This window comes from Streptomyces sp. NBC_01537 (genome assembly GCF_045040445.1).
Taxonomy (GTDB): Bacteria; Actinomycetota; Actinomycetes; order Streptomycetales; family Streptomycetaceae; genus Actinacidiphila.
In genome coordinates, this window is record NZ_CP109392.1 from 9634239 (window position 1) to 9655603 (window position 21365).

Annotated in this window: 18 protein-coding genes; 15 read left to right on the forward strand and 3 right to left on the reverse strand. The window is 71.4% G+C overall.

Features of this window, described 5'->3' with window-relative positions; all coding sequences use genetic code 11:
* The first annotated feature begins 220 nt into the window (after window positions 1–220).
* The 4 genes from OG607_RS44090 (at window position 221) to OG607_RS44105 (ending at window position 4638) form a co-directional block, all read left to right on the forward strand.
* The gene (locus OG607_RS44090; protein WP_405736048.1) at window positions 221–1894 is read left to right on the forward strand and encodes an FAD-dependent monooxygenase; all 1674 of its coding nucleotides are present in this window, start codon (window positions 221–223) and stop codon (window positions 1892–1894) included.
* Window positions 1895–1914: 20 nt separating this feature from the next.
* Window positions 1915–2685, forward strand: coding sequence for an alpha/beta fold hydrolase (locus tag OG607_RS44095; RefSeq protein ID WP_405736050.1), 771 nt, complete (start codon window positions 1915–1917; stop codon window positions 2683–2685).
* 118 nt (window positions 2686–2803) lie between these two features.
* Complete coding sequence (locus OG607_RS44100) at window positions 2804–3805, forward strand: hypothetical protein (RefSeq protein WP_405736053.1); 1002 nt, start codon at window positions 2804–2806, stop codon at window positions 3803–3805.
* Between the two features lie 50 nt (window positions 3806–3855).
* Complete coding sequence (locus OG607_RS44105; protein WP_405736055.1) at window positions 3856–4638, forward strand: hypothetical protein; 783 nt, start codon at window positions 3856–3858, stop codon at window positions 4636–4638.
* On the opposite strand, the gene OG607_RS44110 is transcribed toward OG607_RS44105, so the two are convergent.
* Window positions 4584–5402: a hypothetical protein gene (locus OG607_RS44110; protein WP_405736058.1), complete on the reverse strand. Its 819-nt coding sequence runs from the start codon at window positions 5400–5402 to the stop codon at window positions 4584–4586. The two genes, OG607_RS44105 and OG607_RS44110, sit on opposite strands and share 55 nt — an antisense overlap.
* A gap of 201 nt (window positions 5403–5603) precedes the next feature.
* On the opposite strand from OG607_RS44110, the gene OG607_RS44115 reads away from it, so the two are divergent.
* A complete protein-coding gene (locus OG607_RS44115) occupies window positions 5604–6326 on the forward strand; it encodes a hypothetical protein (RefSeq protein ID WP_405736061.1) in 723 nt (240 codons plus the stop codon).
* Window positions 6268–7281, forward strand: coding sequence for a hypothetical protein (locus tag OG607_RS44120; RefSeq protein WP_405736064.1), 1014 nt, complete (start codon window positions 6268–6270; stop codon window positions 7279–7281). The genes OG607_RS44115 and OG607_RS44120 overlap by 59 nt, the downstream gene beginning before the upstream one ends.
* Here OG607_RS44120 and OG607_RS44125 read toward each other — a convergent pair.
* Window positions 7278–8549: an MFS transporter gene (locus OG607_RS44125; protein WP_405736067.1), complete on the reverse strand. Its 1272-nt coding sequence runs from the start codon at window positions 8547–8549 to the stop codon at window positions 7278–7280. The genes OG607_RS44120 and OG607_RS44125 overlap by 4 nt on opposite strands.
* A gap of 242 nt (window positions 8550–8791) precedes the next feature.
* On the opposite strand from OG607_RS44125, the gene OG607_RS44130 reads away from it, so the two are divergent.
* The 6 genes from OG607_RS44130 to OG607_RS44155 all read left to right on the forward strand — a co-directional run bounded on the left by OG607_RS44130 (window position 8792) and on the right by OG607_RS44155 (window position 13264).
* Window positions 8792–10462, forward strand: a complete 1671-nt coding sequence (locus tag OG607_RS44130) for a RecQ family ATP-dependent DNA helicase (RefSeq protein WP_405737464.1) — start codon at window positions 8792–8794, stop codon at window positions 10460–10462.
* A 133-nt stretch (window positions 10463–10595) separates the two neighbouring features.
* Window positions 10596–11537: a transglutaminase family protein gene (locus tag OG607_RS44135; RefSeq protein ID WP_405736070.1), complete on the forward strand. Its 942-nt coding sequence runs from the start codon at window positions 10596–10598 to the stop codon at window positions 11535–11537.
* A 69-nt stretch (window positions 11538–11606) separates the two neighbouring features.
* Window positions 11607–11807, forward strand: coding sequence for a hypothetical protein (locus OG607_RS44140; RefSeq protein WP_405736072.1), 201 nt, complete (start codon window positions 11607–11609; stop codon window positions 11805–11807).
* 16 nt (window positions 11808–11823) lie between these two features.
* On the forward strand, window positions 11824–12063 hold the full coding sequence (locus tag OG607_RS44145; RefSeq protein ID WP_405736074.1) for a hypothetical protein: 240 nt from the start codon (window positions 11824–11826) through the stop codon (window positions 12061–12063).
* Window positions 12063–12437: a toxin Doc gene (locus tag OG607_RS44150; protein WP_405736075.1), complete on the forward strand. Its 375-nt coding sequence runs from the start codon at window positions 12063–12065 to the stop codon at window positions 12435–12437. The genes OG607_RS44145 and OG607_RS44150 overlap by 1 nt, the downstream gene beginning before the upstream one ends.
* A 65-nt stretch (window positions 12438–12502) precedes the next feature.
* Window positions 12503–13264 carry a hypothetical protein gene (locus OG607_RS44155; protein WP_405736078.1) on the forward strand — a complete coding sequence of 254 codons (762 nt, stop codon included), beginning with the start codon at window positions 12503–12505 and terminating at the stop codon, window positions 13262–13264.
* A gap of 13 nt (window positions 13265–13277) precedes the next feature.
* Here the strand turns inward: OG607_RS44155 and OG607_RS44160 are convergent, their stop codons facing one another.
* Window positions 13278–15167 carry an ABC transporter ATP-binding protein gene (locus OG607_RS44160; RefSeq protein ID WP_405736081.1) on the reverse strand — a complete coding sequence of 630 codons (1890 nt, stop codon included), beginning with the start codon at window positions 15165–15167 and terminating at the stop codon, window positions 13278–13280.
* Window positions 15168–15360: 193 nt separating this feature from the next.
* Between OG607_RS44160 and OG607_RS44165 the strand changes: the two genes are divergently transcribed.
* The 3 genes from OG607_RS44165 (at window position 15361) to OG607_RS44175 (ending at window position 21308) form a co-directional block, all read left to right on the forward strand.
* Complete coding sequence (locus OG607_RS44165; RefSeq protein ID WP_405736084.1) at window positions 15361–15915, forward strand: DUF3455 domain-containing protein; 555 nt, start codon at window positions 15361–15363, stop codon at window positions 15913–15915.
* A gap of 134 nt (window positions 15916–16049) precedes the next feature.
* Window positions 16050–17399 (forward strand): polysaccharide lyase family 1 protein, encoded by a 1350-nt coding sequence (locus OG607_RS44170; RefSeq protein ID WP_405736087.1) that lies wholly within the window; start codon window positions 16050–16052, stop codon window positions 17397–17399.
* 87 nt (window positions 17400–17486) lie between these two features.
* Entirely contained in the window at window positions 17487–21308 is a 3822-nt protein-coding gene (locus OG607_RS44175; RefSeq protein ID WP_405736089.1) for a helix-turn-helix domain-containing protein, read from the forward strand.
* Window positions 21309–21365 lie beyond the last annotated feature (57 nt).

A 21365-nucleotide genomic window follows, 5' to 3' on the forward strand; every position in this document is an offset into this window, starting at 1 on the left:
GCTTGTGGTGGCGGTTGACCTCCGCGACCAATGACATCCAGCAGCTTCTCAAAGCCAGATCTAGCTTCACACGTGCGATGACCTCGCGCAGCACGGCGATCGAGGTAGCTGACCGGCTCGGTTGAATGAACGGACTCCCTTGCCCGGGTCGCCGCCCGCGCCCCGCTGGGCGACGATGGATCACGGGACCGGTTCGGAGGCCAAGCACCGGGAGGCACCCGTGGCGAACACCCGAACGACCGATGTACTGATCGCGGGCGCCGGCCCGGTCGGACTGAGCGCGGCCGCAGAACTCCGCCGCCGTGGGGTGCGCTGCCGCCTCGTCGACCGGCTGCCGGCCCGCCTGCCGTACGCCAAGGCGGTCGGCATCCAGCCGCGCACCCTGGAGCTCTGGGACCGGATGGGCCTGGCCCGCACCATCGTGGAAGCCGCCGTTCCGATGCGCGGCCAGCTGATCTACGTCAATGGCGCGGAGCGGGCCCGGATCGAACTCGCGCTGCCGGACGAGGTGCCCTACGGATTCGCCGCGCTGCCGCAGTACGAGACCGAGCGCCTGCTGGAGGAGTACGTCGCGGGCCTGGGCACCGTGGTCGAACGTGACACCGAGCTGCTGTCGTTCACCCAGGACGCGGACGGGGTCACCGCCCGGCTGGGCACCGCCTCCGGCGGCGCCGAGGAAGTCCGTGCCCGCTACCTGATCGGCTGCGACGGCGCCCACAGCATCGTCCGCAAGGGGCTGGGGCTCGACTTCGAGGGCGATGCCTTCCCCGAGGAGTACATGCTGGCGGACGTCGAGGCCGACTGGGATCTGCCGCACGGATACGCCGTACGCTCCATGCACTGCACCGACGACGGCGCCACCGACGACCTGCTGGTCTGCATCCCGCTGCCCGGCGCAGGCCGCTACCGCATGTCGATGCTGGTCCCGCCAGAACTCTCCGCCCAGCCGGCGGACCCGGCGGCCCCGGCGGACCCGCAGCCCGCGCGGGGCGACGGCGTGGCGCACGGGCCGAAGGGTGGACGTGTCCCGCAGCTGTCCCATGTCCAGGCCGTCGTCGACCGCCTGGCGCCCAGCCCGGCCACCGTCTCCGCGATGCGCTGGTCCTCCGTCTTCCGCATCAGCCACCGGATCGTCGACCGCTACGCCGAAGGCCGGGTCTTCGTCGCCGGCGACGCCGCCCACATCCACCCGCCCACCGGCGCCCAGGGCATGAACACCGGCATCCAGGACGCCTGCAACCTGGCCTGGAAAATCGCCCTGGTCGTCCGCGGTGAGGCCGGGCCCGCCCTGCTCGCGAGCTACGACGCCGAACGCCGCCCGGTCGGCGAGGAGGTCGTCGGCCGGACCGTCCGGCACGCCACCCAAGGCATCGAGACCGACCCCGACGACCCGCGCACCGTGATGCTTCGCGAAGCCCAACTGCTCGTCGGCTACCGGGACGGCCCGCTGGCCGGCCCCCCGTACGGGCCCGCCGACGCGCCCCAGCCCGGCGACCGGGCCCCGGACTGCTCCGGCCTGACCGCCCCCATCGCCACCTACCCGCTGCGCCTGCTCGACATCCTGCGCGGCCGCATGGGGCACGTGCTCCTGCTGTACGCGGCCGAGATGGCCGACCTGGCCAAGGCCACCGAGGCCGCCGAAGCCGCCGAAGCGGCGGCCCCCGGGGCCGGCCCGCAGGTCATCACCGTCCTCGCCCGCGAAGCGGCACCGACCGCCCCCGGCACCCTGACCGTCCCCGCATACCGCGACGCCGCCGGGGAGTTCGCCCGGCTCTACCGCCCCGACGGCCCGACCGGCTTCATCGTCCGCCCCGACGGGCAGCTCGGCGCCCGCTTCCCGCTCGACGGCACCGCGGCGGCCCTGTCCGGCCACCGTGCCGCCCTGTCCGCCTGAAGTCGATTCAGAGGTGAATCATGACGTCGCAGGTCATTCCGCACGACGTACAGGGCTCCGGTCCGGAACGAGTCCTCCTGCTTCACCACTGGTTCACGGACCGGTCGAGCTTCGTCCAGATGCGCGCGCACCTCGACGGGGATGCGTACAGCTACGCCTTCCTGGACTGCCGCGGGTACGGCGAGGCGATCGACGCCGACGGTGATTTCACCATGGAAGAGGTCGCCGGCGATGCCCTTGCCGTGGCCGACCACTTGGGCTGGGAGACGTTCTCGGTCATCGGCCACTCCATGGGCGGCATGGCAGCCCAGCTGATGCTGCTGGACGCCCCCTCGCGCATCCGCTCGGTCATCGGCGTCTCTCCGATCCCCGCCTCCGGCCTTCCGCTCGAAGGCGAGACCTGGGAGCTGTTCGCGGGGGCCGAGCAGAATCCCGCCAACAGGAAGGCGATCATCGACAACACCACCGGTGGACGGCACGACGACGCCTGGCTGGACACCATGGTCAGCCACTCGCTTGAACGGTCCTCCGCCCGGGCCTTCCGCGCCTACCTGGACTCCTGGTCGCGGACCGACTTCCATGACCGAGTCCAGGGCAACCCGGCCCGGGTGTTCCTCGTCGCCGGTGCCCACGACCCTGTGATGGGAACCGAGGCCCTGGAGGGCACGTGGCTGCGCTGGTACCCGAACGCCGAGCTCGACGTGCTCAAGGACGCGGGCCACTTCGCACCCGAAGAGGCCCCGGAGGCCCTCGCCTCGGCCGTTGAGCTGGCCCTCGCCCGTCTGGACTGAGTGGTGCGGTGAACCCTGACGGTCTCCGTACCAGGTGCTGTCGTAGGCGTCCTCTAGGATCCGGTGCCGTGAAGCCGCCGGCCGGCGCGCGGACGCGTCTTTCAAAGGAACAGCTGGCGTGCAGCACATCAAGGCGCTCCCGTTTCGTGAGGCCGATGAGCGCTTCGGAGTTCGGTCGTTGTTCCACCTCGGCGGGAACGACGATGCGGAAGTCGTCGTGTTCACCGGCGACACCGCCCTGGAGAACCTGCCGCTCGACTTCTCCCATCTCGACGCCTGGTCCGGGCTGACGAAGACCGGCCCGGACATGTTCCTGGGCGTCGTCGTCGAAGGCGACCTCACCGTCGCCGACTGGATCACCAACTGGGAATGGGACTTCGGCCCCTTCCTGCTGGTGCGGGGCGACGTGCGGGCGAAGAACTTCGCCACCGCGGGCAGCGAGGTCCTCATCGAGGGCAACCTTGAGGTGACGCAGACCGTCGCCGGCATCTACAACCACGGCCACACGGTCATCAAGGGCGGCACCCGCGCCGAAGTCGTGCTGACCGACGAGCACCTGACCGAGTTCCAGGGCGGACTGAGCGCCGAACTCGGCATCGCCGGAAATTTCCTCAGGGTCGCGGACCCGGCGAAGGTCCAGGTCAACGCATGGGCGGGCTATGTCTGCGACCCCCGGGGCCAGATCCTGCCGAACCTGGGCTCACGGTCGACCAGAGCTCTGCGCGCCCTCGACCCCGACTTCTGGGACCTCGACAGCAGGACGATCCTGAAGGCGATCGAGGCCGGACGGTCCCTGCTCCGCGCGCCCGCCCCTCCGCAGACCGACCCGGACGCACCCAGGACACCCGCCGACGCGATCCGCCATGTCCTACGCCTGGCCGGGTGCCGGGAGCACGACCGCTGGGACGACGGCTTCATCGTCGGCTCCGGCAAGGACGACCAGCCGTTCGAGGTGTACTTCTGCGAAGCCGACGAGCCGGACGAACCCGGCACCGACGGTGCTCCGGAACCGCTGGACCCCATCGCGGAGTTGCGCCGCTACGCCGAGGCGCTGACCGTCGCCGGGTATCAGATGGCCGTCGATCCCCACGACGAGGACGTGCTGCAGGTCCGCCGCTGAGCGATGTCAGCGGCGGCCGGTACGTTTGCCGGAACACGATCAATCACACGATGCAGACGGTCAGGAGCAGCACGTATGCCGTGTACGACAAGACCGGGGTGCCGACGACGATCCCCAGCGCGTGGGAGAGCGATCTGCGGGCCGCCTTCGCGGTGTTGTTGCCCGGTGGGAAGCCGGCCGACGACCCCGGCGCCCGCTACGGCGTGTACTACGCCTCGGACTCCTTCGACGAGTTCCTGTTCCCGGCTTCCTGGGCCACGCCCGACGCGCTGATGGACCGGGAGCCGAGGCGGCTTCCGGATCCGGACGGGGAATACCCCTTCTCTCCCTGGTCGTGGCGGTTCGACCTGAGCGAGTCGCTGTTCCGCTTCGACGCCGACCTGCTGGCCGGAAAGGGACCCTGGGGCGAGGCCGGGCACAAGGGCTCCCGGCCCTTCGACGACGCCTTCGTCGCCGACCTGCGGGCCGCTTCCTCCCTCAACGAAGCCGGCGAGGCACTGGCACGCGGCGCCGAACTGGGACCGCTGTTGCGCCGCCACGGGATCGACCTGACCCACAAGACGTCCAAGAAGCTCAACTGCTGGCTCACCGTGCTGCTGCGCGTCGCCACCGACAGCGCCGGCACCCTCACCGACGCCATGCGGGCCGCGACGTTCACCGGACACGGTCCCGAACACCTCTTTTCGATCCAGGACATGGACTACGCCGACTCCGCCGACGAGCGCTGGGAGGAGGCCCTGAGCGCGATCACCCATCCCGCGCTCCGCGACGGGCGGGATCAGGCGTCGACGGTCCGGCCGTCGATGTCGATCCGGGTCCAGGGGCCGTCGTAGGAGTTGCCCTCGACGTTGAGGATCACCTCGGCGGTCCCGTCGCGGAACGGCCGTACGCTGATGAACCGTTTGCCCATCGGAATGCGCCACCGCCACTCCGCGTCGATCAGACCGTAGGAGTAGGGATCGCCGGACTGCTGCTCGACCCAGCTCAGCTCCAGATCCGCCGGGCTGTACGGAGGCTGGTCGCCGTCGGTGTGGCCGCTGAGGGAGTAGTCGAAGAGCCGGTGCGGGTCGGCTGCCTTGTCGGGCTCCGCGACCTCTTGGGCGGCGAGGCCGGCGATACGCGCTTCCTGGGCGGCGAGGAAGTCCAGCAGCCACTTGGTGAAGCTGCCCAGACGCATGACCGCGCCGGAGTCCTCGATCTGCCACACCCCGTCCTCGGCCAGCGCGTAGCCGCAGATGTCGGACAGGTCCTGGCCGGCGAAGAACGCGTAACGGCAGGTGGTGGGCTCGTCCTCGATGGACTTGGGGAACTCGCCGTCGGGGTCGGCGACCATGGGGGAGAGCACGGCCATCGGCTCCGGGGGCAGGAACGATATCCCTTCCCGGTCGTAGTAGCTGAAGCCCAGCACCGGGTAGCCGACCTCCGCGACGAAGCGCCGGTAGTCGGCGGGCAGCAGATGGTCCAGGCGGGCGCCGTAGGGGTGGTCGGGAGTCCGGGCCTCGCGCAGGTCCGCGGGTGCGTACGCCAACGCCCAGCCGAGCCCTTGGGCTGCGAGGGCCGCCTCGAACTCCCGCCAGCGGGAAACGATTTCCTTCATGGCCAGGACTGTAGCGGCGGGGCCCGCGGATTCGTCGTCCGGTGCGACGCAGTGCCGGTGCGGCCGGGCCGCGTGGTACCGCGGTACTACAGCCTCACCCGCAATGGGCCCCGGGGTACCACGGTTTCGGATGCCCGGGATTCTAGCGTTCGGGGTGAGGCATTCAGGTGGGGTGCGGCCCCCGAACGTGAGGGAAGAACGATGACCGAGGTGGACACACGCCGGGCCCCTTCCGCTCCCGGTCCGCTCGCCGCCTTCGCCCGGTTCGTCCTGTGCGGCGGAGGTGTCGGCGTGGCCTCCAGCGCCGGAGTGTCCTGGCTCGCCGCGCTGATGCCCTGGGCCGTGGCGAACGCGCTGATCACCGTCGTCTCGACGCTGCTCTGCACCGAGCTCCACGCACTCTTCACCTTCGGAACCGGGCGGCGTGCCGGATGGCGCGAGCACCTCCAGTCCGCGGGGTCGGCGACGGCCGCCTACGCGGTGACCTCCGCCGCGGTGCTCCTGCTTCAGGCGGTACGGCCGACGGCCGGGGCGCTCAGCGAGCAGGCCGTCTACCTCGGCGCCGCCGGCCTCGCCGGCCTCGGGCGGTTCCTCGTGCTGCGCCTCTGCGTCTTCACCGACCGGACCCGGACCACCGTGCCGGTGAAGGGGACGATGTCCGTGTCGGTGGGCAGGCGGAAGCTCCCGGCCCGAGTCATCGCGTGCGGGGCGAAGGCGCCGACTGTTCGGGGCAGCGCTCGCTGCCGGACCGTCAGGCATCACCGGCGACTTCGCCCCCTGGCCCGAGCGCATGGCGGTACGGGTCGGCCCGGCCGGCATGTCCACGGTCAGGGTCGTGTCAGTGCCTGGTCCCATACTGACGCCCATGCAGATAACGGAGCACACACTCAGACAGGCCTGGCACCGGATAGCCGCAGGCTCTGACCTGCTCGACGACACCATGCTCCCGCCCACCGGCAGGTCACGCGAACAGTACGCACAGCTGGCAGGCGATCCCGGTGGCCTCTTCCTCGTCCTGGACGAGGACGGCACCGTGCGCGGCTACCGCAGCCCCTACCAGGAGGTTTTCGCCACCCAGGACCTCGACCAGGTGCTGTACTTCGCCTCCGAGGAAGCTGTCCGTAATCCCGCCGAGCACGCTGAGATGCTGGACCGGATCAACCCCGCATGGGGAAGCAGATTCCGCAGCGGCGGCATGGACGGTACGCGGCCGGCACAGCCGTGCGGACGCGACCCACTGGAACGCCTCGCCTGGATCGCCCGCACATGGTGCGAGCAGGACCCCTACACCAACCTCGCTTTCTTCCGCGGCGAGGGCATCAGCGCCGAACAGCTCGCACTGCTCCATGGAGCCGACCCCGAACAGACCGCCGCCGGGACACGCCTGTCGGACCTGCGCGGCATGGACGGCGCCGGCCGCGACCACTGGGACATTGCCTGGGAGACCTTCTGCTTCGGGCAGGCAGGCGACTGGGCGTTCCTGATGTACCACGACACACCACCTGGCACCCGGGCCGACAGTGCGGCTCTCTCCCGGCTCGGAGTCACCGAGACCGTGCGGCTGAGCGCCTGCGAGGCGAAGGCCATCTACACCTTCGACTACATGCGCGACGGCCGCCGCATCGACGACGACCGGGGTGCACTGGAAATGATCCATTACAACCGGGGCCGTGCCCCCTACTACCGGGGCGGCCAACTCGACTTCCTCAACCAGGCCATACGCCGCGCCGAGCTGGACCACCCCGAACTGACCGACGAGTTCGAACTGTACTTCCACGCTTTGGACGACGCACTCGGCCTTCAACTGCCCCAGCAGGACATCCAGGAGGGAACGGTCCAGGCCGCGCAGTGGGCACGCACCGACTCAGGCCGAGGTTAGAAGTCAGGCTCACTGGGGCACGGCACCCCGCCCTTTGTGGAGCCGCGGCCGTCCATCTCCCTCCACGCGGGGAAGATCAGCGGGCTGAGCGTGGCGAGGAGATACCCGCCGCCGATCACCAGCATCGTGGTGAACAGACCGGCCGAATCCACCAGGAAACCGGCTGCGAGGCCGCCCAGCGGGGTGATCGTCAGGACCGAGGCGGTTGTCGCGCTGAGCACGCGGCTGCGCAGTTCCTCGGGCACCGTCTCGTACATCACTGTGGCCAGGATGGGATTGAGCACTCCGCAGGCGAGCCCCTCGATCGTCATCATCACGGCCAGCGGGGCCACGGTGTCGGTGAAGGCGGCAACCACGAAGCGAGGCGCGCCGACAATGAGGAACGCGACAGTGAACACCGGCCACCGCCGGAAACGGCTGCCCACCGCTCCGTAGACCAGCGCCCCCGTGAGCGCACCGACGGAGAACAAGGCTTCCAACAGGCCGAGGTCGACGGGGCCGCCCAGCTCGTAACGCGCGTGAACCGGTAGGAGCACCGCACTCCAGCCCTGGTCGAGACCCCTGGTGGCCAGAGTCATGAGGCAGATGCTGAGGAGCAGCGGCGTGCCCACCACATAGCGGTAGCCTTCGCCCAGCCGGCGGCGGTAGGTGCGCAGGGACGCCGGCTCGGCCCGCAGTTGGGGCTGGGCCTCGGGCAGGCCGTGCAGCCCGACCGCGAGGAGCAGGGCGGACACGGCGAAGGTTCCGGAGTCCAGCAACAGGACGTGCTCGGCGCCCAGCAGGGCGATGAGCACGCCGCCGACAGCCGAGCCGATCATCCCCGCACAGCGTGAGGCGCCGTCGTACAGCCCCGCGGCCCGGGTCAGCGGCATCCCGGCGCGCTCGGCGAGCGTGGGCAGCAGTACGCCGCGGGCAGTCTCCCCCGGAGCATGGAACAGCCCCGTGACGGCCATCAGCCCGCACAGCATCCAGAACTGCAGCAGCCCGGCGAACCGCAGTAGCGGGACCGCGGCGACAACCGCTCCGCAGACGAGATCAGATGTGATGCCGACCCGCCGCCGCCCTATCAGGTCGATGACCGGACCGCCGGCCATCGCGGACAGCACCACCGGCAGCGTCGCGCAGAATGCGACGATCCCGGCCTTGGCTGCGCTCCCGGTGCTCTGCAGCACAAGCCACGGCACGGCCATCCCCGTGAGCGCATTCCCGGTGATGGAGACGACGTTGGCGGCAAGTACGGCGGCGAGGGGGCGGCGATCGCCGGGCAAGGGCAGCTCCACCAGGGGCAGGAGATCGGGACGCGGCGCATCCTGGCATGGGGATGGGTCCCGGGGCACCGCAATATTCGTCAGGTACGGTGACCGTCGGCGGCACCTCGCGGATCCACCGTGCCGTCGCGGCCCGTGCCCGACGGCCGGAGTGCTTCGGGCGGCAGCGGGCACACGACCCACCACCGCCCGGCCGGTTCCGCCCCGGCCGCGTCGCAACTGCTCCGGGAGTCCCTTTGCCGATCAGCCTGTTCGCCGCCCGCCGTCTCCGCAAGGCCGCGCGGGAGGTCTTCGGCTGGGAGCGGCTGCGTCCCGGCCAGCTCACCGCGATGAAAGCGGTCATGGGCCGTCGGGACGCCATGGTGGTGATGCCGACCGGATCGGGCAAGTCGGCGGTGTACCAGGTGCCGGGCATGCTGCTCGCCGGTCCGACGCTCGTCGTGTCACCGCTGATCGCTCTCCAGCGGGACCAGATCGCCGGACTGCTGCGGCACAGCGGCCAGACCGCCGTCGCGGTCAACTCGTCCATGTCCAAGACGCAGAACGAGCAGGCATGGGAGAGCGTGAGCGCCGGAAAGGCCCGGTTTCTGTTCCTGGCCCCGGAGCAGTTGGCCAAGCAGGAGGTGCTGCAGCGGCTGTCCGCGCTGAGACCGTCCCTCTTCGTCGTGGACGAGGCGCAGTGCGTGTCCTCCTGGGGCCATGACTTCCGGCCGGACTACCTGAGGCTCCGGCAGGCCGCGGAGGCCATCGGGCGCCCTCCGATCCTGGCGCTCACCGCCAGCGCCGCGGCGCCGGTGCGCGCCGACATCATCGAGCAGCTCGGCATGCGCAAGGTCCGCGAGGTGGTGGCCGGGTTCGACCGGCCCAACATCCGCCTGGAGGTCATCCACTTCCTGGACAACACGGCCAAGCGGCGCGCCGTGGTGGAGCGGGCGGCAGCCGAGCCCAAGCCGGGCATCGTCTACGCCGCCACCCGCAGGGACGCCGAGGCGTACGCCGCCGAGCTGGGCGAACTCGGCCTGAGCGCGGCCGCGTATCACGCGGGCACCCGGTCGGCGGACCGGGCCGCCGTGCATGACCGCTTTCTCGCCGGAGAGCTGGACGTGGTGGTGGCCACCTCGGCGTTCGGCATGGGCATCGACAAGCCCGACGTGCGGTTCGTGCTGCACGCCTCGGTGCCCGGATCGCTCGACGCCTACTACCAGGAGATAGGCCGGGCGGGCCGGGACGGCGCGCCCTCCCGGGCCATCCTTCACTACCGCACAGAGGATCTGGGCCTGCAGAAGTTCTTCTCCACCGGCCGCCCGGACCCGGACACCATCGCCGACGTCGCCCGCCGCGTACGGGATCGGGCGACCGCGGTGACACCGACGGAACTCCAGCAGGAGACCGGCCTGTCCGCCAGCAGGCTGACCGTGGTCCTCAACCTCCTGGAGAAGGCCGGAGCCGTCACCACGGAACGCGGAAAGGTGGCCCCGGTCCCCGGCGCCGACCCGGAGGAAGCCGCCGCGCAGGCCGTGCAACTGGGTACCGCACACGAGAGCATGGAACGCTCCCGGGTCGACATGATGCGCGGCCTGGCCGAGACCACCGGCTGCCGGCGGCGTTTCCTGCTCGGCTACTTCGGTGAGCGGCTGCACGCCCCCTGCGGCAACTGCGACAGGTGCGAGCAGCAGCCCGTGGGCGCCGATGCCCGCGGCGTCCCGGGCCTGCCCCGTCCCCGGGCCGCCTCGGCCATGCGCCACGACCACCCGTTCGCGCCCGGCACCAGGGTCAACCACCCGCAGTGGGGTGACGGCGAGGTCCTCAGCGAAGAGGAGAACCGGATCACCGTCCTGTTCGCCTCGGTCGGCTACCGAACGCTGTCGCTGCCGGTGATCCTGGAAAAGAACCTGCTCACAGCGGTTTCCTGAGCTGATTTCGCAACGAGCCCGGGGCTGACTCATCAGCACGGGACATCTGGACAATCACAGGTGAATTTTGACACGGTGAGGTGCACCGGCCCACTAATCGAACATGTGGCCGATGTCTTCCGGGGGTTCACCCATGCCATCACCCGCTCACCTCGCACCGGACGCCGCCGCCTTCTACGTCGCGCAGAGCGCCTTCACCGATCCCGGCGCTCTCGCCCCGCTCTATGCCGACCTGCCGGATGACGGCCCGGCTCAGCTCGCCCGAGTTGCCCGCGATCTGATGATCCACCGGCTGGAAGGCGGGCAGTTCGGCTACGCCATCCCACAGGACCGCCTGCACAACGACGCCGAGACGCGCTACCTCGACGACATCCTGCGGATCATCATCGGGCGGAACGACGCGCCGCTGACGCGGCGGCGCGAGGTGGGCGACCGCTTCGTCGGCGTCTGCCGCGACTTCGCGCTGCTGCACTGCTCGTTCCTGCGCCACGCGGGCGTACCCGCGCGCCTGCGGTCCGGTTTCGCCGACTACTTCGGCTCGGACGGATTCCACGCCGACCACGTGGTGACCGAGTACTGGGACGATCAGCGGGGCTGGCTGCTCGCCGATCCCCAACTGGCCGACCCGGTGGTCATCGACACGTGGAAGGTGGACTTCGATCCGATGGACGTGCCGCGCGACCGCTTTACGGTCGCGGGCGGGGCGTGGCGGGCCATCCGGGCCGGCAAGGCGGATCCGAAGACCTTCGGACTCCATCCCCCTGAGGAGGGGCCGATGTTCGGGGAGTGGTTCGTGGCGGGCAACGTCCGGCTGGACCTCGCGGCGCTGAACAAGGTGGAGACACTGCTGTGGGACATCTGGGGGACGGAAGCGGACACGGAAGCGGGCGGCGACGGCAGGGAGATGACGGAGGCGGTCTGCGAGCTGTACGACCGGGCATCGCTGGTGGTGTGCGACGAGGTTCCCTTCGACGCGGCGCGGAAGCTGTTCGGGGAGAACACAGGGCTGCGAACGCCGAAGACGGTGCTGTCGTTGGCCCCGTTCAACGGTCCGAGCGAGGTCACACTCCGCTGAGCCGGGCGGTCCCGTTGTCCAGGGTGGCGAGGAGCCAGTCGTGGGCGGCGCCGGGGGTGGGCTGCGACGGTGGAGGAATTCCTCATCGCCGCCAAGGGCCGCAACGCTGATGTCGAGGTGATCGACGTACCGCTCGGCCACCACGGATTCGAGACGACCGACCACGCCGACCGGGCGCGCCACGCCGTGGAGCGCGCCATGCGATCCGTGCTGCGGCACCCACGGAGATCCACAAGACAGGCCCTGGGCCTGGACCCCCTTGGTACCTAGTAGGTACCATGCGGGTATGCCGTCACTGAACATCACCTTCACCGATGAGGAACTCGAAGCCGTCCGCGCCGCCGCCGCCGCCGAGGGCAAGTCCCTCAAGCAGTACGTCCACGACCTGCCCCTGCGCGAGCAGCAACGTCTGCAGTTCGTCCGCTACGCCCTGGCCTGGGGCGAGGAGCGCCGGGCCGAGTTCGACGAGGCCTTCCCCGACGAGGCCCCTCCGGCCCGGGACCGGCGGGGAGCCGAAGCCGCCTGATGCCCCTGTACATCGACGTGCCGTGGCTGCTGGACATCCAGGAGCAGGCCGTCCCCGAGGACCTCGCCGTCGCCGACTACTCCGCCCTCGTCGCGGCCGTCGCGCGCCACAGGACCCGCATTCCCCGTCCGGCCACCGCCGACCCCGATCCCGCCTGGCGCGCCGCGGCCCTGCTGCACACTTTGGTACGCCTGGAAGCCCTGCCGTACCGCAACAGCCTGTACGCCTGCCAGGTCGCCGCCGCCTACATGCACGCCTGCGGCGAGGGCATCGACCCGCCGTACGGAGCGCTGGTGGACCTCGTCCGTGACATCCAGGCCCGCAAGTCCACCGTCTACCAGGCCGCGGACCGCATGCGCACCTGGCGCGTCTGAGCGCAACCAGGCATGATCCCCGCCGCGTCGTAGCGAGCGACTCGGACGGGGTGGGGGTTGGGCGGATGCGGTGGATCGTGATCGTTCGGGCGGGGGCGCTGGTGGTCGGCGTGGCCGCGATGGTCTGCGGGGTCCTTTGGTCGGTGGAGCCGTACCGGGACACCATGGCGTTCCGCCATGCGTACCTGTGCGCGGGAGGCGCACCGACCCCTGCATCCGCCGCGCACGGCTGCGTCGCGCGCGAGATCGGCAGCGTGACGGGCAGGCACACCTACGTGGAGACGATCTCTGATGAGTCCGGGAGCACCAGGAAGACCCACTACGTGGTGACGTACCGGCGCGCGTCCGGCACGCAGGAGAGCAAGGAGGTCGTCTCCGCCGTCTACAAGGCTGCCGGATCCGGGGAGCGTGCGGACCTGGAGACCTGGCGGGGGGCGGTGGTCTGGATCACCGTGGCGGGCAGGAGCGACGGATTCGACCCGCCTGCCGAGGGCACCCTGACGGAGTACGTAATGCTGGCCTGGGCCGGGCTGGGCCTGCTCGTCTGGTTCCTCCTGGGGGACGGCACCCTTCGCCACCTCTTCGGAATCTGCGGCATGCGAGCCGTCGGGTGGATCTCGTTCGGATTCTGGACCGTCACCACAGTCCATTTCGTCCTGACCTACGAATTGACGGCGTGGGACTATGTGTTGGCGCCGCTGTTCTGGCTCCTCGGGTTGGTGATCGCCGCGTGCGGCGTCTTCGGCGACTTCGGGGATCACCACGGAGAGAGCTCCTTGGTGAGCGTGGCGTTCGAGCGGCGGCAGCGCCGCAAGTTCGGCTACTGAGGCGGCGGCCGGGTCAGCGGGCGGGCTGCGCCTCCTCCGCCTGCGGGCGCTCGAACTGGGTGCGGTAGAGCTCTTCGTACCGGCCTGCGGCGGCCAGCAGTTCGGTGTGGGTCCCGCGTTCGACGATCCGGCCCTGCTCGATGACCAGAATCAGGTCGGCGGCCCGTACGGTCGAGAGCCGGTGGGCGATCACCACGGCGGTACGGCCCTCCAGCGCCTCGCCGAGGGCCTCCTGGACGGCCGCCTCGGAGGTCGAGTCGAGATGGGCGGTCGCCTCGTCGAGGATGACGACCCGCTGGCGGGCCAGCAGCAGCCGGGCGATGGTCAGCCGCTGCCGCTCGCCGCCGGAGAGCCGGTAGCCGCGTTCGCCGACGACGGTGTCGAGGCCGTCGGGCAGCGAGGCCACCAGCCCGTCGAGGCGGGACCGGCGCAGGGCGTCCCAGATGTCGTCCTCGGTGGCGTCGGGGCGGGCCAGGAGCAGGTTGGCGCGGACCGATTCATGGAACAGGTGCCCGTCCTGGGTGACCATGCCGAGGGTCTCGCGGATCGAGTCGGCGGTCAGCTCGCGCACGTCGACGCCGTTCAGGCGTACGGAACCGGTGTCGGCGTCGTACAGCCGCGGCAGGAGCTGCGCGATCGTGGACTTGCCCGCGCCGGAGGAGCCGACCAGGGCGACCATCCGTCCGGGTTCGGCGCGGAAGGAGACGTCGTGCAGGACCTCGATGCCGCCACGGGTGTCGAGGGTCGCGACGCTTTCCAGGGAGGCGAGGGAGACCTTGTCGGCGGCGGGGTAACCGAAGGAGACCCCGTCGAACTCCACGGACACCGGCCCGTCCGGCACCCGGCGGGCGTCCGGCTTCTCGGCGATCAGCGGTTTCAGGTCGAGGATCTCGAAGACCCGCTCGAAGCTCACCAGGGCGCTCATCACCTCGACCCGGGCGCCGGCCAGTGCGGTCAGCGGGGCGTAGAGGCGGGTGAGGAGCAGGGCGAGGGCGACGACGGCTCCCGGTTCGAGGCTGCCGCGCAGCGCGTAGTAGCCGCCGAGCCCGTAGACCAGGGCCAGCGCCAGGGCGGACACCAGCGTGAGCGCCGTGATGAACGCGGACTGGGCCATGGCGGTGCGGATGCCGATGTCGCGCACCCGGCGGGCGCGGGCGGCGAATTCGGCGGACTCGTCGGCGGGGCGTCCGAAGAGCTTGACGAGGGTCGCGCCGGGGGCCGAGAAGCGCTCGGTCATCTGGGTGCCCATGGCGGCGTTGTGGTCGGCGGCCTCGCGCTGCAGCCTCGCCATCCGGGAACCCATCCGGCGGGCGGGGACGACGAACACCGGCAGCAGCACCAGGGCGAGCAGGGTGATCTGCCAGGAGATGCTGAGCATGACGGCGAGGGTCAGCAGCAGGGTGACGAGGTTGGAGACCACGCCGGACAGGGTGTTGCTGAAGGCTCGCTGGGCACCGATGACGTCGTTGTTGAGCCGGCTGACCAGCGCCCCGGTCCGGGTGCGGGTGAAGAAGGCGACCGGCATCTTCTGCACGTGGTCGAAGACCGCCGTACGCAGATCGAGGATCAGCCCCTCGCCGAGAGTGGCCGACAGCTTACGGGTGAGCAGGCCGAGCCCCGCCTCTGCGACGGCGATGACGGCGATGAGCAGCGCCAGCCGGGTGACGGTGCCACTGTCCCGGCCCTGGACGATCGCGTCGACGACACGGCCGGCGAGCACCGGAGTGGCGACCGCGAGCAGGGCGGTGACCACGCTGAGCAGCAGAAATCGGTACATCTGGCGGCGGTGCGGCCGGGAGAAGGCGACGATGCGACGCAGGGTGACCCGGGAGATGGGCCTGCGCTCCCGTTGGGCGGTCATCACGCCGTGCATCGATGTCCACGCTGTGGCTTCCATGTCCATGGGGGTTCCTCCGGTCTGGCGTGCCGACGCTCGGTTCCCGTCGGCCGACGCGGCCCGGGGCGCACGCAGAACGTTAAAGCCTAAACCGGACTTGAGGTCAATGAATTTGTCCCGGACCCGGCGGGATGAGTACTTCGGCCGCCGGGCCCGTAGACCTCAGGGAAGAACGATCACGAAACGGGAGACCACAACCATGAAGCACGCCAAGCGCCTTGCCCTCGCCGCCGCCTCCCTGGCCACGGCCGGAGCCGCTCTCCTCGCGACGGCCACCTCGGGCCAGGCCGCCGCGTCCGCGCATCCGCTCCCGCCGCTGACCGGCATCCCCGCCGCGCTCCAGGTCCCGGACGGCAACCAGCGCGTCGCGGTCCTGGACGCCAAGGGTGTCCAGACCTACACCTGCGTCAACGGCGTGTGGACCTTCCTCGAGCCCGCGGCCACCCTCTGGGAGAAGACCGACCGCGCCAAGCAGCCCGTGGCCCTCCACTCCCGTGGTCCCGTCTGGATCTCCACCCGCGACGGCAGCGCCGTCAACGCCGCTGCCGCGGCCAGCGTCCCCCGCGACGGCGCCGTGCCCGAACTCCTCCTCAAGGCCACCGCCACCCGCGGCGACGGCCTCTTCAGCGACGTCTCCTACATCCAGCGCCTCCGCACCCACGGCGGCCTGGCCCCCACCACCTCCTGCACCGGCACCGACCAGGTCGGCGTCGCGTACTCCGCGACGTACGCCTTCTACGCACCGGCGAGCTGAGCCCGGCCTCGGGGATCGGGTCCGGACAGTGGATCGGTGTCGCACAAATGTGCTGACGAGCGGCAACCTTTCGGCGCGCCGTGACTACTGACGGGGCAAGAAGATCGTTCGCCCCACCGTAAGGACCCATCCCCGTGGCATCCCGCACTCACCGCCGTTCGCTGCGCACCCGGCGTACCGCTCTGATTTCCGCCGCGGCCGTGACCGCCGCCGGGCTCGGCGCGATTCCGTTCGTCATGAACGCGAGCGCCGCCACCGACCTGGCCCACCAGGCGCTGCCCGCCAAGGACGGCTGGGCGGCGAGCGGCACCGGCACGACCGGCGGCGCGGCGGCCGACTCGGCGCACGTGTTCGCGGTGTCGACCCGGGCTCAGCTGGCGGCGGCGCTCGGCAGTGCCTCGAACACGACGGCGAAGATCATCCAGATCAAGGGGACGATCACCGCGAACACCGGCACCTGCGCCGGCTACGCCTCCGGTACGGGCTACAGCCTGGCCTCCTACCTCAAGGCCTACGACCCGTCGACCTGGGGCCGTTCCAAGGTGCCGTCCGGCACCCAGGAGACCGCCCGCGCCGCCGCGCAGGCCAAGCAGGCGAAGGCCGTCACCTTCACCGTGCCGTCGAACACCACCATCGTGGGCGTCCCCGGCAGCGGCGCCACGCTCCTCGGCGGCAGCCTGCAGCTCAAGAGCGCCGACAACGTCATCATCCGGAACCTGACCTTCAAGAGCCCCGAGGACTGCTTCCCGCAGTGGGACCCGACGGACGGCTCGACGGGCAACTGGAACTCCGCGTACGACGCGGTCACGCTGCGCACCTCGACCCATGTCTGGGCCGACCACAACACCTTCGCCGACGGCCCGACGCTCGACAGCGCCGAGCCGGACTACTTCGGACGCGAGTACCAGATCCACGACGGCGCCCTGGACATCACCAAGGGCTCGGACCTGGTGACCGTCGAGCGCAACCGGTTCACCAACCACGACAAGACCACGCTGATCGGCAGCAGCGACACCGACAGCGTCGGCAAGCTGCGGGTCTCCATCCACCACAACGTCTACACCGGGACCGTGCAGCGCGCGCCGCTGACCCGCATCGGCCAGGTGCACATCTACAACAACTACTACTGCACGACGAAGGTCAACGGCTACGCCCACAGCTACACCGTCAACTCCCGGGCCGGCGCGCAGATCGTGCTGGAGAACAACTACTGGAAGCTCTCCGCCGACCGCAAGACCTCCCAGCTCGTCAACGGCGACGGCACCGGCGCCATCGCGGGCAGCGGCAATCTCGTCAACGGCACGGTCACCGATGTGGCCGCCGCCTACAACGACGCGGCGAGCTCCTCCAAGAAGCTCAAGACCAGCGTCAACTGGGCCCCGCACCTGTACGCGGGCCGGGAGTCCTCCGCCAAGAACCTGCCGACCTCCCTGGCGACCACCACGGGCGCGGGTGTGCTCAACTCCGCCGGCACGGTCGGCTGACGCCGCGTCACCCCGCACACCGTGCTTACGCCCCGTCCCCTATGGGCATACAGCCGCCCATAGGGGACGGGGCGGGAGGGGTGGGGCATGGGGGTGTCCGGGGGGCAGCCGGGGGAGGAAGAGTTCGGCACGATGCGGGAGTTCGCGGAGCGGCTGACGGATCTGCGAGTGGACGCGGGGCTGACGATCAGGGATCTGGCGAAGGCCGTCGGGGTGCCGACGAGCACGCTGGGCGACTACTTCGCGGGCAGGCATCTGCCGCCGACCCGGCAGCCGGAGCTGCTGCCGGAGCTGCTGCGCGCCTGCGGGGTCGTGGGGGAGCGGGAACACCGGAGCTGGACGGACGGGCTGCGGCGGTTACGGCAGCGGGCGGGGCGCGGGGCCGGGGCGGCCACACCGTACCGGGGTCTGGCCTCGTTCCGGCCGGAGGACGCGGAGTGGTTCTTCGGGCGGGAGGAACTGGTCGGGACGCTGATCAGCCGCCTGGGCGAGATGATCGCCTCGGGGGCGGGGGGACCGTTGTGCGTGGTGGGTCCGTCCGGCTCCGGCAAGTCGTCGCTGCTGCAGGCAGGACTGGTCCCGGCGCTGCGCGGTGGCCGGCTCGGCGCCGCCGGGTCCGGGTCCGCGGAGGAGCGGCCGGTGGTGCTGTTCACCCCGGGTCCGCATCCGATGCGGCAACTCCAGGCGCAGCTCGGCGCGTTGCCGGACCACCCGGCCCGGCCGGTGGCGCCGATCGTCATCGTCGACCAGTTCGAGGAGGTCTTCACCACCTGCCGGGACTCCGGGGAGCGGGAGGAGTTCACCGTCGTTCTGGACGCGCTGACCCGGACCACCGAGCCGGCGGTCGTCGTTGTCGGGCTGCGGGCCGACTTCTACGGACAGGCGCTGCGGCACCCGGCGCTGGCGAGGGCTCTGCAGGAGTCCCAGGTCGTCGTCGGGCCCATGACGCGGGACCAGTTGCGCCAGGCCATCGAGCGGCCCGCCCTCAAGGCGCGCACGCTCCTGGGGGAAGGCCTGGTGGAGCTCCTGCTGCGCGATCTCATCCCGCTGTCGGCCTCCGCCGACGGCGACCGTCCCACGCACGACACGGGGGCGTTGCCGCTGCTGTCCCATGCCCTGCTGGCGACCTGGAGCATCGGCCGGCGCGGGCGGCTGACCGTCGACGACTACCACAGCAGCGGCGGCATCCGCGATGCCGTGGCCCGTACCGCCGAGACCGTCTACGCGGAGCTGTCCGCCCCCGAACAGGACCTGGCCAGACGGATGTTCCTGCGCATGGTCCACATCGCCGAGGGCACCGCCGACACCCGGCGCCGGATCCCCCGGGACGATCTGGGCGCGGCGGAGGCGGTCGCGGCGCGGTTCATCGATCAGCGGCTGGTCACCGCCGACGTGGAGTACGTCGAGATCACCCACGAGGCACTGCTCACCGCCTGGCCCAGGCTCCGCAACTGGCTGGACGCCGACCGTGCCGGGCTCCTCACGCACCGCCGCCTGACCGACGCCGCCGACGCGTGGACGGACTCCGGGCGTGACCCCGGCACGCTGTACCGGGGGCTGCGGCTGGCCAACGCCCTTGAGTGGAGCGCCGACCCGGCCCACGGTCATCTCACCCCGCGGGAAGAGGAGTTCCTGGCCGCGAGCCGCAGCCACGAGGAGGCGGAGCGCGAGGCGGCGCGGCGTCAGGTCCGGCGCAGGCGGCGGCTGGTCGTCGCGCTCAGCCTGACCGTCGTCATGGTCGGGATACTCGCCGTCTACTCCCTCCAGCAGCAGCGCCAGGCCGAGATCGCCCGGCGCGCGGCGCTGTCCCGGCAGGCCGCGACCGAAGCCGGTCAGCTGCGGGCCAACGACACCGCTCTCGCAGCCCAGTTGTCCGTCGCCGCCTACCGCACCTCGCGCACCCCGGAGGCCCTCGGCGCGCTGCTCGACACGTATGTCGCCCCCGAGGCGACCCGGGCGGTCGGCCCGGGCGGCGTGATGGAGACCGTCGCGGTCACCGCGGACGGGCGGACCATGGCGACGGGCGGCGACTCCGGAGCGGTCCGGCTGTGGCATGTTCCCGCGCGGGGTGCGCCGCGCGCCCTGGGCGGATATCTGCGTCCCGGCGGGGCGGTCTACTCGGCGGCCTTCAGCCCGGACGGCCGTACCCTCGCGGTCGGCGGCGCCCAGGGGGTGACGCTGTGGCGGGTGGCGGATCCCGCCCACCCGGTCCGGTCCGCGCCGCTGCCCGGCGATCCGGCCGGCACGGTGTACGCGGTGGCCTTCAGCCCCGACGGGCGGCTGCTGGCGGCGGGGGGCGCGGACCACCGCGTACGGCTCTGGGGGCTGTCCGGCGCCGCGGCGGGGGCCGTCGTTCTCGCGGTGCTCAGCGGGGCCACGGACGCGGTCCACACCGTGGTGTTCGGCCCGGACGGGCGGACGCTGGCCGCCGGGGGCAGCGACCGTCGCGTACGGCTCTGGGGGCTCGCCGATCCCCGGCACCCGTCGGAGCGGGCCGTTCTGGGCGGGCCTCGCGCCGAGGTGAGGTCGCTGGCGTTCAGCCCGGACGGGCGGACCCTGGCGGCGGGGGATGTCGAGTCGTCCGTACGGCTGTGGCGGCTGTCGGGCACCGGCGTGCCCGCGCCGCTGGGGAAGCCGCTGACCGGGCCGGAGAGCTGGGTGTCCGGCCTGCGGTTCAGCCCGGACGGGCGGCGACTGGCGGCGTCGTCCTCGGACAACCAGGTGTGGCTGTGGGACTTCCCCGGGCGGACCCTGCTCGGCACGCTGCCGCATCCCGGACCGGTGACCGCCCTGGCCTTCCTGGACGGCGGCCACCGGCTGGCCACCAGCGCGGCCGACGGGGTCGCCCGGGTGTGGAACCTGGACCGGCCGGTGCTGCCCGGTGCCTCGGGACGGATCTTCTCGCTGCTCTTCCTCGGGCACGGCACCCTGCTGGCCGGCGCGGCCGGGCCTTCCACCGCCCTGTGGCGGATCACCGACCCCCGGCGCCCCGCGGTCACCGGCGCCGCCCTGAACGTCCCCGCCGGCCTGGACCGCTGGAGCGGCGCGGCAGCGGCGGCCGGGGACCTGCTGGCCCTGGGCGGGCACGACGGCACCGTCCACCTGTGGCGACGGGCGCCGTCCGGCCTGACCACGGCTCTGCCCACGGTACTGACCGGACCGCACAGCACCGTCGAGGCGATCGCCATCAGCCCCGACCGGGGCACCCTGGCCGTCGGCGCCGACGACGCCCACGTCTTCCTGTGGGACATCTCGCGGCCGAGCGCACCGCGCCGCCTCGGCAGCCTCTACACCGGCAAGAACAACTACGTCATGGCGCTCGCCTTCAGCGCCCGCGGTCACCTCCTCGCGGCCGGCGGCGTGGACCGAAAGGTCCGGCTCTGGAACCTGGCCGACCCGGCCGCCCCCCGGCCACTGGGTTCCCCCCTCACCGGACCGCGCAACTACGTGAACGCGGTGGCCTTCGGGCCCGACGGCCACACCCTCGCCGCAGGCAGCGCCGACGGCACCGTGCGGCTCTGGGACGTGTCGGCCCCGGCTGCCCCGCGCCCCGACGGCGCGCCGCTGACCGGGCCGCGCAACTACGTGTACGCGGTGGCCTTCAGCCCCGACGGCCACACCCTCGCCGCCGCCGGCGGGGACGGCACCGTCCACCTGTGGAGCATCCCCCGCCCCGGCCGGGCCACCGCGCTGGCCACCCTGACCGCCTCCTCCGGCGGGGTCTTCGCGGTCGCCTTCGATCGGGACAGCGGCATGCTCGCGACCGCCGGCGCGGACAGCTCCGTACGGCTGTGGGTCCTGGACCCGGCGCGGGTCTCCGCGTACGTGTGTGAGACGGCCGGGACGCCGGTCTCCGCTGCCGAATGGGAGCAGTACATGCCCGGTGCGGACTACCGCCCGCCCTGCTGAGGCCGTTCACGGTCCGTCCGGGCCTGTCCGGCGGCTGTCCGGGGTTGTCCGGGAATC